The sequence below is a fragment of the Peribacillus sp. NPDC060253 genome (assembly GCF_042727425.1).
In the GTDB taxonomy this organism is placed as follows: domain Bacteria; phylum Bacillota; class Bacilli; order Bacillales; family DSM-1321; genus Peribacillus.
Window position 1 is genome coordinate 1 of the sequence record NZ_JBHXAS010000133.1, and the last position, 12,581, is coordinate 12,581.

At 40.3% G+C, this 12,581-nt stretch carries 14 protein-coding genes; 4 read left to right on the forward strand and 10 right to left on the reverse strand.

Translation table 11 applies throughout. The features are described 5' to 3' along the window. The first annotated feature begins 40 nt into the window (after positions 1-40). On the forward strand, positions 41-439 hold the full coding sequence (locus ACFWE9_RS22930) for a hypothetical protein (RefSeq protein WP_230162843.1): 399 nt from the start codon (positions 41-43) through the stop codon (positions 437-439). Beyond that, positions 432-887 (forward strand): hypothetical protein, encoded by a 456-nt coding sequence (locus ACFWE9_RS22935; RefSeq protein ID WP_377358959.1) that lies wholly within the window; start codon positions 432-434, stop codon positions 885-887. Before ACFWE9_RS22930 ends, ACFWE9_RS22935 begins: the two co-directional genes overlap by 8 nt. A gap of 72 nt (positions 888-959) precedes the next feature. On the opposite strand, the gene phoU is transcribed toward ACFWE9_RS22935, so the two are convergent. The 8 genes from phoU to ACFWE9_RS22975 form a co-directional block, all read right to left on the reverse strand. After that, positions 960-1,613 (reverse strand): phosphate signaling complex protein PhoU, encoded by a 654-nt coding sequence (gene phoU, locus ACFWE9_RS22940; RefSeq protein ID WP_230162847.1) that lies wholly within the window; start codon positions 1,611-1,613, stop codon positions 960-962. A 20-nt stretch (positions 1,614-1,633) separates the two neighbouring features. Continuing rightward, positions 1,634-2,461: a phosphate ABC transporter ATP-binding protein PstB gene (gene pstB, locus ACFWE9_RS22945; protein WP_377358961.1), complete on the reverse strand. Its 828-nt coding sequence runs from the start codon at positions 2,459-2,461 to the stop codon at positions 1,634-1,636. Positions 2,462-2,476: 15 nt separating this feature from the next. Further along, complete coding sequence (gene pstA, locus ACFWE9_RS22950) at positions 2,477-3,355, reverse strand: phosphate ABC transporter permease PstA (RefSeq protein ID WP_230162851.1); 879 nt, start codon at positions 3,353-3,355, stop codon at positions 2,477-2,479. A gap of 3 nt (positions 3,356-3,358) precedes the next feature. Next, the gene (gene pstC / locus ACFWE9_RS22955) at positions 3,359-4,276 is read right to left on the reverse strand and encodes a phosphate ABC transporter permease subunit PstC (protein WP_230162864.1); all 918 of its coding nucleotides are present in this window, start codon (positions 4,274-4,276) and stop codon (positions 3,359-3,361) included. 120 nt (positions 4,277-4,396) lie between these two features. Continuing rightward, positions 4,397-5,359: a PstS family phosphate ABC transporter substrate-binding protein gene (locus tag ACFWE9_RS22960; RefSeq protein WP_230162853.1), complete on the reverse strand. Its 963-nt coding sequence runs from the start codon at positions 5,357-5,359 to the stop codon at positions 4,397-4,399. Between the two features lie 207 nt (positions 5,360-5,566). Continuing rightward, positions 5,567-7,735 (reverse strand): peptidoglycan D,D-transpeptidase FtsI family protein, encoded by a 2,169-nt coding sequence (locus tag ACFWE9_RS22965; protein ID WP_230162855.1) that lies wholly within the window; start codon positions 7,733-7,735, stop codon positions 5,567-5,569. A 193-nt stretch (positions 7,736-7,928) separates the two neighbouring features. After that, positions 7,929-9,149 carry an MFS transporter gene (locus ACFWE9_RS22970; RefSeq protein WP_230162857.1) on the reverse strand — a complete coding sequence of 407 codons (1,221 nt, stop codon included), beginning with the start codon at positions 9,147-9,149 and terminating at the stop codon, positions 7,929-7,931. A 112-nt stretch (positions 9,150-9,261) separates the two neighbouring features. Beyond that, complete coding sequence (locus ACFWE9_RS22975; protein ID WP_377358964.1) at positions 9,262-9,558, reverse strand: hypothetical protein; 297 nt, start codon at positions 9,556-9,558, stop codon at positions 9,262-9,264. A gap of 163 nt (positions 9,559-9,721) precedes the next feature. Here ACFWE9_RS22975 and ACFWE9_RS22980 point away from each other — a divergent pair, with 163 nt between their 5' ends. Further along, entirely contained in the window at positions 9,722-9,916 is a 195-nt protein-coding gene (locus tag ACFWE9_RS22980) for a hypothetical protein (protein ID WP_377358966.1), read from the forward strand. A gap of 369 nt (positions 9,917-10,285) precedes the next feature. Here the strand turns inward: ACFWE9_RS22980 and sodA are convergent, their stop codons facing one another. Both sodA and ACFWE9_RS22990 read right to left on the reverse strand, forming a co-directional pair. Beyond that, a complete protein-coding gene (sodA, locus tag ACFWE9_RS22985; protein ID WP_034308436.1) occupies positions 10,286-10,894 on the reverse strand; it encodes a superoxide dismutase SodA in 609 nt (202 codons plus the stop codon). Between the two features lie 145 nt (positions 10,895-11,039). Further along, on the reverse strand, positions 11,040-11,525 hold the full coding sequence (locus ACFWE9_RS22990) for a DUF456 domain-containing protein (protein ID WP_230162860.1): 486 nt from the start codon (positions 11,523-11,525) through the stop codon (positions 11,040-11,042). Positions 11,526-11,688: 163 nt separating this feature from the next. On the opposite strand from ACFWE9_RS22990, the gene ACFWE9_RS22995 reads away from it, so the two are divergent. Beyond that, a complete protein-coding gene (locus tag ACFWE9_RS22995) occupies positions 11,689-12,456 on the forward strand; it encodes a DUF1189 domain-containing protein (RefSeq protein WP_230162862.1) in 768 nt (255 codons plus the stop codon). Positions 12,457-12,581: the final 125 nt, after the last annotated feature.

Consider the following 12,581-nt stretch of genomic DNA (forward strand, 5'->3'; position numbering starts at 1 on the left):
ATATATGTATATGTCGAAAATTATCTTCTGAGGTGAAAACATGGAAACTCTCATCATCCTTCTATTCTCGCTAGCAATCGTCCTTCTTATCCTTTCCTTTTTCAGAAAAGACAAAGTGGCCAAATTAGAAGAAGATTTAGAACAGATGACCATAACATATATGCAGGATATGTACCAAATAAAAAAGAAAATGAAGATTCTTGAAGAAGAATTCGTTATCCAGGATGACCCTGTTCCTCCCATAAAAGAAAGATTCAAACAACCGCCTGTCACTTCCAATGATATCGAACCGATTCACGAAATTCTAAAAAGCCAGGTTCTATCCTTATATAGTCAAGGCCTTCCTTTGGACCAAATCGCCAAACAATCCTCACTAACAAGGGAACAAACCATTTCTGTCATCGAACAACAAAGATTGCGGGGAAATGAAGATGAATAAAGCAAGCATGCAGGGCCTTTCCGCTGGCATCATCTTTACAACAACAATCTTTGCTGGCTGTTATTATGGTACTGGATTAATCAAAGGTACCACCCCGACTACAGAAGAAGCAAAGGAATTGCTGGAGAATGAGGGATTTGTCGTATCACTTCCGATGAAGGAAGCTAAACAGACAGTTCAGACTCCAAAGGAAACGGATCAAGACTTAGAGGAAAAAGCACCTTCAAAAAAGGATCTTTCCATCGTTTCCTATACAATCAAAATCAAATCGAATATGACAACATCGGAAATTGCCAGTAGGCTTTCAAAGGAAAAAATCATCGATGATGCTGCTGGGTTTGAAGCATATATGAATGAACATGATTTCTCAAAAAAAATTCAAATCGGCGAATTTGTGGCTACGAATACTATGACATTTAGACAATTGGCCAATACTTTGACCCATTAATAATAAGAGAGACTTTTTAATGGACTTTGTCCGACCAAAAAGCCTCTCTTTTTTTTCAACTTAGGGATAGGTTCATTCATTCCTGCTAATATATCTCCCTCTTACCAGGAAATAAATATTTTCTGCAATATTCGTTGTATGGTCCGCTGTCCTTTCCAAATATCGGGCAATTAAGGAAAGCTGAGTGACCTGCTGAAGGTTCTTTTCATCTGAAAGGCGAAGGAGACTTCGAATCATATCTCCATAAAAGCGATCAACCTCATCATCCATTTCAATGATTTCTCTCGAAAGAGCAACATCTTCCTTCTCAAATGCTTCTATCGAGAGTTGAATCATCTTTAATGTAATATCATGCATCTCTTTTAATGGTGTTAAAGGCAGAATAAATGGCTGGTCACCGATTCGGATGGCTGATTTAGCGATATTCACACCAAAGTCTGCCATCCTTTCAATATCCGATGCGATTTTTATGGCAGCAATGATACGCCTTAAATCAATCGCAACCGGCTGCTGCTTTGCAATCAGTAAAATCGCAAAGTCGTTAATTTCCTCTTCCAGTAAATCAGCGATTGTATCATCATCAATAACTTCAAGAGCAGCATCGACATTATTGTTTTCCAGTGCGGCATATGATTTTGATATCGCCCCTGAAGCTAAATTAGCCAACTTCACGATTTTCTCCTGTAATTCTTTCAATTGAAGCTCAAAATTTTCACGAACGATCATTATCGCATCTCCCTTTCTCTTTAACCGAAGCGTCCGGTAATGTAATCTTCTGTTCTTTTATCATTCGGATTAGAGAAGATGGTGTTTGTATCAGAATATTCGATGACTTCCCCATTTAAGAAGAAGGCTGTTCTATCAGAGATACGTGCTGCTTGCTGCATGTTATGGGTAACGATGATGATGCTGAAATCTTTTTTCAGTTCTTGGACCAATTCTTCTATTTTCAAAGTGGATATCGGATCAAGGGCAGATGTCGGTTCATCCATTAATATGACATCTGGTTCGATTGCCAAACATCTGGCGAGACAAAGGCGCTGTTGCTGTCCTCCTGAAAGTCCATATGCATTTTCATGCAGTCGGTCTTTCACTTCATCCCAGATGGCAGCCCCTTTCAAACTCTTTTCAACGATCTCATCAAGAATTTTTTTATTTTTAATTCCATGGATTTTTGGTCCGTATACAACATTTTCATAAATGGATTTAGGAAAGGGATTGGGTTTTTGGAAGACCATTCCCACCTGTGTCCTTAAGTCTTCCACCTTATAGGACTGATCAAGGATATTCCTATTCCTATATTTAATCTGGCCTGTCGTTTTCACATCTGGGACTAGATCTATCATTCGGTTCAATGTTTTGATGTAAGTGGATTTCCCACATCCTGAAGGACCGATGATGGCGGTCACTTCATTTTGATGCATATCTAGATTAATATTTTTCAAAGCATGGTTTTCTCCATACCATAAATTAAGATTGGATGTTTCATACACCTTTTCCGTCAAGGCAGCTGATCCGACATTTTCAACCCCGATTGCCGGTGACTCTTTTTCTCTCGTTAAGGTCATATTCATGCTTCCTTCCCCCTATCAGTATCTTTTCTGGAATTTATTTCGAATGATAACCGCTATTGAATTCATGAATATTAACAGGATGAGTAAGACGATGATTCCCGCGGCAGCAACCTGCTGGAATTCCTCCTGCGGACGAGATGTCCAATTATAGATTTGCATTGGCAGCACTGTAAATGTATCCATGAACGATTGCGGTAAAAAGGCGATGAACATTGGTATGCCAACCACCACCAATGGAGCCGTTTCACCGATTGCCCGTGACAAAGCAAGTATTCCCCCAGTTAAAATGCCAGGTATCGCAGCCGGAAGGACCACTTTCAATATGGTTTGCCACTTTGTTGCACCCATTCCAAATGAAGCTTCCCTTAAATCACGAGGTACGGCACGTATGGCCTCTTGGGCAGCTACTATGATGACCGGGAGAACGAGCAGGCTCATGGTCAAGCCTGCTGCCAATATGGACCGGTCCAAGGCTAGAGCACGAACGAAAACCGTTAAGCCCAACAGTCCAAATACTATTGACGGGACACCTGCCAGATTGGAAATATTCACTTTGATAAAAGTGGTAATCCAATTCTTCCTGGCATATTCCTCTAAATAGATGGCCGTTCCAACACCAAGCAGCAGGGAAACTGGAGCCACCACTACCATCAACCATATCGAACCGATCAGTGCTGCTTTTATACCAGCCTCTTCAGGTTTTCTGGAAGCGAAGTTCTGAAGGAAATCCCCATTCAAACTGCCAATTCCTTGAGTGAATATCCGATAAAATAAGATGGCCAATACGAGGAGGCCAACCAATGTTGCCAAGAAAAATAATCCTTTACAAATCGTGTTAACAGCCAGCCTAGCAGGCATTTTTTTTGCAACATGACTTTTGTTTATCAGTTTCATGACTTAATATTCCTCCCTGAACTTGCGAGAGATGAACTGCGCCAGTAAATTCATGATAAGCGTAAAGACGAACAGTGTCATTCCAACCGCATATATGCTGTAGTAAATCGTTGTCCCGTACCCTGCATCCCCCGAACTGACCTGTACAATATAAGCCGTCATCGTTTGAATCGATGAAGTGACATCCATGCTCATATTTGGGGTCGAGCCACCGGCAACGCTCACAATCATGGTTTCCCCGATCGCTCTGGATAAAGCAAGGACGATGGATGCCATAATACCTGAAATGGCTGCTGGCAATACCACTTTAATTGTCGTTTCGAGTTTCGTTGCTCCTAAAGCATACGCACCTTCGCGAATCGACTTTGGTACCGATACAAGGGCATCTTCCGACAATGAGGCTATCATCGGCATGATCATGATACCTACAACGATCCCAGGACTTAGGGCATTGAACATGTCAAGGGAAGGAAATAAATCACGCAAAACCGGTGTTACAAAAGTTAAGGCAAAAAAGCCGTAAACGATAGTAGGAATCCCAGCTAAAACTTCTAAAATCGGCTTGATGATTCTCCGTGTTTTCTCAGATGCATATTCACTCAAGAAAATGGCTGTTGCAAGCCCTACTGGCACTGCAACCACCGCTGCTATGACTGTTATCTTCAACGTTCCAACGATAAGTGGCATAATTCCAAATGAAGGTGTTGATGCAAATGGCAGCCATTTAGCTTCTGTAAAAAATTCCACGATAGATACTCTGTCAAAAAAGATAAATGTTTCAAATATAAGCGTCAAGATGATCCCTATTGTAGTAAAGACGGAAATTGCCGCCGTAAGGAACAAAAGCTTAGGTATGATTTTTTCCATATTCACTTTTTTCTTACGTTTCTTTTCCAGGATCATTTCCTGTACAGAATACATTTCTGTTTTTCTAAGTTCCAACTTGCATCCTCCATTTCAGACACACAATATTTGGATTTACAAGCTGTTACCCCCGCCTTAATCTAGTAAAGGCGGGATTTCAGTAGCCTGTAATATCGTTTATTTTTCCAGTTCTTTTAATTTATCAAGATCTTTCTGGTACTCTTCTTCCGGCAGGCTGACATAACCCACTTCTTCAGCGAGCTCTCCTGCATTTTCTATGACGAATTGAGTATAATCTGCAACTTGTTCTTTTTCTGCTACCGACTTATTAGCTACATATGTGTAAAGCGGACGTGACAATGGTGCATACTCCCCACTTTTAATCGTTTCATGTGTTGGCTCAACAGCACCTTTACCGTTGTCGATGGAAATGATCTTTAACTTATCTTTATTTTCTGCATAGTAGGCATAACCGAAGAATCCAATCGCATTTTTATCACCTTCTACACCTTGTACAAGAACATTATCATCTTCTGAAAGCGTAGCATTTTCCACCATAGGTTTTTCTTCAAGGATCACTTCATTGAAATAATCATATGTGCCTGAATCGGTTCCCGGAGAGTAGAATTTAATTTCTTCCTTCGGCCATTCAGGACGTATATCAGACCATTTCTTCACTTTTCCATTATCAATCCACAGTTTTTGAAGTTCTTCAACTGTTAGTGAATCGATGAATTCATTATCTTTATTGGCGACGATTGAAATACCGTCAAAAGCCAATTTCAATTCTGTATATTTAACTCCCTTTTCATCAAGTAAGGCACTCTCTTCTTCTTTGACCGGGCGGGATGCATTGGCTAAGTCCGTATCACCAGCGATGAATTTCTTGAATCCCCCACCTGTTCCTGACGATCCCACTGAAACCTTCACATCAGGCTGTGCACCCATATATTCTTCGGCAACTGCCTCCATGATTGGAAAGACCGTTGAAGAACCATCCGTAATCACTTCTCCCTGCAGTTGGCCTGATCCTTTTCCTTCACTGCTGCTTGTCTTAGTGTCATCGGATCCACAACCCGCCGCTACTGCAATTACTCCACCCATCACTACAGTCATTGCCATGCCTTTGAAACGTTTCATTTGTAAATCCCCCTAAGAATTTTATATGAATATTTTGTCCTACAACCAAATCATACTTTTAGACTGTAAACCCCGTTTGAAGCAAATGTAAATATTCAGTAAATTATTGTGTACTAATTGTAAAGATGAAAGAACTGGACTGCTCTCGTTTTTAAAAATGCAAAAAAAACACGTTTTCGGTTTTACCCAAAAACGTGTTTTAACTTTTTATTCATTTTCCTGGCTTTTTCTAACTTCAGCCTGGTCTTTTTGAACTTCTTTACCATTCTCCACTTTCAAATCAGTCGAGGTTTCGGTATTTTCCTTCTTAGCCCGTTCTTTTTTCAGTTTGAAATAAGTATCCATGATTTCTTCACCTATTTCTTTACTCATATCATGGCCCGAATGGCCCTGATACGCCCACGGAACAACAACAGCAAAAGCAACTTCCGGATTTTTAGCAGGTGCATAACCGACCATTGTGATATTCATCGTATCTTGAGGTTCGCTATAATTCGCTCGGTTCGGACCATCATAGAACGCTTGCGCCGTCCCAGTTTTAGCCGCTACCGTATATGGTTTATTACCAAAATACCTATATGCTGTTCCGCCTTGTTCCATTGAAACTTTCTCGAAACCGCTCTGCACACGTTTTATCCATTCTTCCTTCATTTCAAGTCGATTAAGGACAGTCGGTGAAACATCTTCGGCTACGGGACCCAATTCCTCATTATTATCAACCGGATCGCGGATTTCCTTAACCATATGCGGCTTCATGCGGTTACCGCCATTTGCGATGGCTGAAACATATTGCGCGAGTTGCATTGGTGTGTACGTATCATACTGTCCGATAGCAAGGTCAAGCAGCTTACCTGGAGATGTTTCGGAACCTTTGAACCCGCTCATTTCATTCGGGAGATCAATCCCTGTACGGACTCCCAAGCCAAACTGGGCAAATGAATTCCGCATGGTCGAAAAGGCGCTAGAACTAATATTCAATGGCTCATTCGGCACATAATGCGCACCCGCAATATTAATGGCCGTTCTGAACATATAAACGTTGGAAGATACTTTTAAGGCGGTTAAATCATTAATGTTCCCAAAGTTACTATATGAACCTTTAGCGGGGGTACCTTTGATTTTCAACTTCGTATCATAAAAGTACGTACCCGGCTGGATCGCCCCTTGCTGATAACCGGTTAAAACGGTAGCACCTTTAACCGCAGAACCCATCGTATAAGAAGTCGTGATATTACCTAATGCAAAGTCCTCAATGGAAGATTTGCCGGTTTCAGGGTCCTTCTCATATTTCTTACCGGCCATCGTTAATACTTCCCCTGTATCGGGATCCATCATGACGACAAAGGCCCTGTCCAAGAATTTGGTGTTACCCATTTTTTTCTTGGCAATCAATTGCTTTTCAATGATTTCCTCTGTTGCAAGCTGTAAATCCATATCAACTGTCAATATAAGATCTTTTCCTCGCGAACCTTCGGTAACCACTTCGGAATCGACCACATTTCCTGATTTATCGGTCACATTCCTTACTTTCGCTTTCTGCCCTTGGAGGATATCTTCATATTGCGCCTCAATATAACTCTTACCTACACGGTCATTCCGGCTGTAATCACGTGCAAGGTAGTAGTTCAGGCTTTCACTAGGCAATCCTTCTTCAGATGAGGAAACTTTACCCAATACAGATTTAAGTGTTTTATTATACGTATAAAAACGATCCCAATCCGTTGATATATCGACCCCAGGAAGCGAATCAAGGTTTTCACTCACCCTGGCGAATTCTTCTTTCGTTACTTTCTTGTTTTTCACGATCTGCGGAGTAAGGGCATATCCGCTTGCAAACTCCCTATAAATGGCGAGAGTTTCCATATCCTTATCCGAAATTTTCATTTCATCCGCCGTAATCCTTTCGAGCTGAAGCTTATACAAATCACTTTCTTCCATCTCGCCCTGTTCGACTTGTTTTCGCTCTTTATCCGTAATCTTTTTCTCGGCCAATTTTGGATTATTCAATATCCAAAAATCCTTTTTATCGCGCTCAGTCACTTTATCTGTGTCTTTTTCAATCAATTTTGCGAGTTTCTCAGCCGTTTCCACCATTTCTGCTTGTTTCGTACCTTGCTTTCGTGTATATGTAATTGCATCCAGTGGTTGGTTGTCGACCATCAGTTTTAAATTCCGGTCATACATTTTTCCACGGGGCACCGAATTATTCACGGTCACTTCCTCTGTTCTTTCAATCTCACGCCGGTAATCATCACCATATACAATCTGTACAACACCCAAGCGTAAAATTAAAGCGGAAAACAAAACAAACACTAAAAAGAAAAGAATATTCAATCTGAAAGGCACATGCGTCTTTTTCTTTTTCTTTTTATTCACACTAAGCCACACATCCTTTTTACATAGTCATAATAGTCCTATACTATTCTATAGAACATTTATATTTTTTTCTACCTTAGTGTTCTAGAAATATTAAACATCTAACGAACTTTCCATAAAAAGTGACTTACGGCTCATAACATACAAAAACGCAAGGCATCGAAATTGAAAAGAGGCCTCTATGGCCTCTTTTTTAAACTTGGTCATTGATATCGATTTTCCGTACAAACCAATATATCACGGTATGCCCCGCCCCGACGATCAGCAGATAAAACGGAAGCATTTGCTTTAGGTCGAAAAAAAGGACGGACAGAATGAATCCCGATATTGATACAATCCTTCCAAAATGAACGAAAAGCTCCCTGACCACGATATATTCAATCCTCATTTCCGCTGCTTTCCATGCTCGGCCTATAATGTCATACGTCAATGATATATAAGGGACCAAAAGAATCGGATAGGCAGTTGCCACCACCGCCCCATATATGAGAAGTTTTCCGAAAGTGAAATCAAAGGCAATCAGTAAGACCCCTGCATACAACAGGATTCCTCCTATAAGAATCGCCTTTTTTCGCATCGGCTGTTTTATATAACGAGATGCAAGATAATACGCAACGAATGAAATGGCTGAATTTAATAGACCATAGCTCCCTAAGGCAAGCTCACTCTCCGTCTGAATGAAAACGATAATCGAAATGATGAACATGAATGTACCCTCTCGTATACCTTGAAAAAAGTGTGCACGAGTGATTAAAAGCCAATTCCGATTATTTTTACGTTCTTTCAATATCCGAAGGAAAAAGTATTTCCCATGAGCCGGGCGCCTTTTTAATGAAAAGCTAAGAAACACGGCAACGGAAAACAAGAGCAAAGACAACCCGAATACAATGGAATAACCTGTGAATTTTTCAAGCCTCGAAATGATGAACCCTGAAAGAATCGGACCAACCATCCCCCCAAGGGATGATAAAATCCCTAAAAAACCATTGAAGAAGTCTCTTGTTTCAGGTTCCGTAATCTCAAACGTCAAAACATTATAAGCAAGCCAATAAAACCCATAGCCTATTCCTATCAATGCACCAAGCAGCCAAATGAAATCCGTGGCCCGCGTGCCAACCAATAGGACAGATAAATAAAATAGGGCCAAAAAGATAACACCTAGACGCAAAACAATGATTCGATCCACTTTTTTCGCCAGCCTGCCTGCAAAAACAAAGGTTAGCGGTTGAAAAAGCACCACGGTTAGATTATATACGGCAATATCAACAATTTGACCGGATTGTTTCCACAAGTACACATTAACAAATGTATTGGATAAAGCAATGCTTAAACTGTACAAGCCGCCAATAAACAATAGGAGGTGCAGATCCTTCTTTCCTCCCGCTTCACCCAACCATCTCTCTAAAATACCCATTGTTTTAACTCTCCTTTAAATTCCACTCTAGTGTTTGAAAAAACAAGGGGATTTATGTAAAAAAAAAGTAAAGAAAACTCTTCGATTGCCGGAGGCAGAGAAGTAGTTGCACTTATACTGTTTTCCTTTTAGCCTCTTCTACTCCGAAACAGTGTAAAGAAAACTCTTCGATTGCCGGAGGCAGGATGGCGAAGACAGAGAAGTAGTTGCACTTATACTGTTTTCCTTTTGCTTCTTCCACTCCGAAACAGTGTAAAGAAAACTCTTCGATTGGCGAGACAGGATGGCGAAGACAGAGAAGTAGTTGCACTAATACTGTTTTCCTTTTAGCTTCTTCCACTCCGAAACAGTGTAAAGAAAACTCTTCGATTGGCGAGACAGGATGGCGAAGACAGAGAAGTAGTTGCACTTATACTGTTTTCCTTTTAGCTTCTTCTACTCCGAAACAGTGTAAAGAAAACTCTTCGATTGGCGGAGGCAGAGAAGTAGTTGCACTTATACTGTTTTCCTTTTAGCTTCTTCTACTCCGAAACAGTGTAAAGAAAACTCTTCGATTGGCGGAGGCGAAGTCGATGTTCATGAATTCGGAGTGTTTACTCGTGAGTTTTTGGCTTTTACTAATGAATTCGGAGTGTTTACTCGTAAATTTGTGCGTTACTCGTGAATTTCAGGCTTTTACTCGTGAATTCGCGGTGTTTACTCGTGAGTTTTTGGCTTTTACTCGTGAATTCGGAGTGTTTATTCGTAAATTTGTGCGTTACTCGTGAATTTCAGGCTTTTACTCGTGAGTTTTGAGCTTTTACTCGTGAATTCGGAGTGTTTACTCGTGAGTTTTTGATTTTTACTCGGTGAATTCGGAGTGTTTACTCGTAAATTTGTGCGTTACTCGTGAATTTCAGGCTTTTACTCGTGAATTTCAGGCTTTTACTCGTGAATTCGCGGTGTTTACTCGTGAATTTGCAGCTTTTACTCGTGAATTCGAAGTGTTACTCGTGAATTCCTTTCACTTCTTTTGGCGAAACAGCGTTACGCTTTACCTTTATATTGTTTTTTTCATGTTCCTGTTTGGATTAAAGAAACAAAAAAAAGACAGGATTCCTTTTCACAAAAGGAATCCTGTCTTTTTTAATTACTTATTATTTTGCAGCGCTGTAACGTTTTGCAACTTCATCCCAGTTTACAACATTCCAGAAAGAATTGATGTATTCAGGACGACGGTTTTGGTAGTTTAGGTAGTAAGCATGTTCCCAAACGTCTAATCCTAGAAGTGGAGTTTTACCTTCTGATAATGGATTGTCTTGGTTTGGTGTACTTGTTACTTCTAACTCGCCATTGTTGACTGCAAGCCAAGCCCAGCCAGATCCAAAACGAGTAGTAGCCGCTTTAGCGAACTCTTCTTTGAAGCTGTCAAAGCTGCCGAATTTTGAAGTGATAGCATCCGCTAATTCACCAGTTGGTTGTCCGCCACCGTTTGGTGAAAGGATTTCCCAGAATAATGTGTGGTTAGCATGACCGCCACCATTGTTGCGTACAGCAGTACGAACAGCTTCTGGCACTGCATCAAGGTTAGCGACAATTTCTTCAACGCTTTTGCTTAGAAGTTCTTGGTTGCCTTCCAGAGCATTGTTCAAGTTTGTCACATATGTGTTGTGATGTTTAGTGTGGTGAATGTTCATTGTTTCTTTGTCAATGTGTGGTTCTAATGCATCGTATGCATACGGTAATTGTGGAAGTTCAAAAGCCATAATAAAATTCCTCCCTATGTAAGCTGTTTTTTTTTGAGGGCTTCAGTTCTCGAATGATACCTAAAGCTCGCTAGCAATAGAGTATCAAATTTTTATAACCGTTTCAAACCATATGCCTCATTTTTTCATTTTTCAATAATATTTCCTATGAGAATACCACGTATATAAAATATCCAATCATCAAAAGTTGAATGATACCTTTTGTAATCACACTGCTTATAAAACCTACAACGGATCCCAGGCCGATTTTAGAAGCTGTAACCGGATCTTTTTTATGAACTAGGATTTCTGCCAGGAATGCCCCGATGAATGGGCCTATTAATATTCCGACGAATGGAATCACGAATGGTCCGACAAGGAGCCCAATCGTACTGCCCCAAACTCCCGCTTTCGTGCCGCCGTATTTTTTGACCCCAACCATGTTTGCGATATAATCAGCCGCGAACAGAAGGATGACGAATAAAATTTGGACCGTCCAGAAGAACCAGCCAAATGGTTCAAAAGAATAAAATAATCCATATAACAACATTCCGCCAAATATGAATAAAACACTTGGGATGATTGGAAAAATCAGACCGACAAAGCCCATTATGAACATGAGGATAATTATGATCCAAAATAGTGTATCCACAATTAAAAACGCCCTTTCTCATTTCATTTGTAATTTGCCTCTTTCTCTCCATAATTGCCTCTTTATTGATGGTTGAAACCAATGTAGCAGAATACAGGTTGTTTTATTTTTCCCATATAGTTAAAATTGGTTAGGAATCTTATATAGTTAGGTGCTGAAAACATTGAACATATTCAAACAACTATGGGTAAGCTTATATTCTCCTAAAGATATCGCTTCCTTTCAAAACCAAGGTATCGGCAAAACGATTTTGTACGTATTTTTTGTTAGTCTCATCGCTTTTCTCCCTTCAGCTTATTATTTCGGTACAATGATGGTTGATGGGCTAGATGCCATGCACGAAACAGTATCTGAAGACTTACCTCAATTTGAAATCAAAAATGGCACATTGACGACTGAGAATGGTGAACCCTTCACCATGAATAAAAATGGATATCAAATTTTTGTAGATGGTACCGGGACCTTGACTCCGGAAAAAGTGGCTGCAAAATCTGATGAAGCTGTCGCCCTTTTAAAGTCTGATCTCGTTTTCGTATCTGGAGGCAACGTACAGTCCTCTCCATATTCCCTTTTGGAAGGTGATAATCAGAAAATATCCACTTGGCTTGATTCAGTCGAGTCTGTGCTGCCGATTATCCTTCCATTGCTACTACTTATATTATACTTGTTTACTGCTAGTGGGATTTTCATAAAAGTGACAATCCTTGCAGCTTTCGGTCTTCTTTTCAAAAGTGCCCTTGGCCGTTCGACTTCCTATAGGCATCTATGGAGAATTGGTGCTTACAGCATTACGCTTACCACTATTTTCTTCACCATCATGGATTCCTTTCAAGCAACGGTTCCATTCGCTTCACTCATTAGCTGGTTTGTGACATTGATGATGTTATACTTATCCATTAAAGAAACCTCAGCTAACAAGAAATTAGATTGACCTAAAAAGCATAAAGATCCGGACAAATTCTGAAGTGAACCCAAAAAGTTAGACACTTTATTTAATTAGGCAGCCTTGAGGGCATGAATCCGGTAATCTACCGGGCTCATGCCTTTTAATTTTAC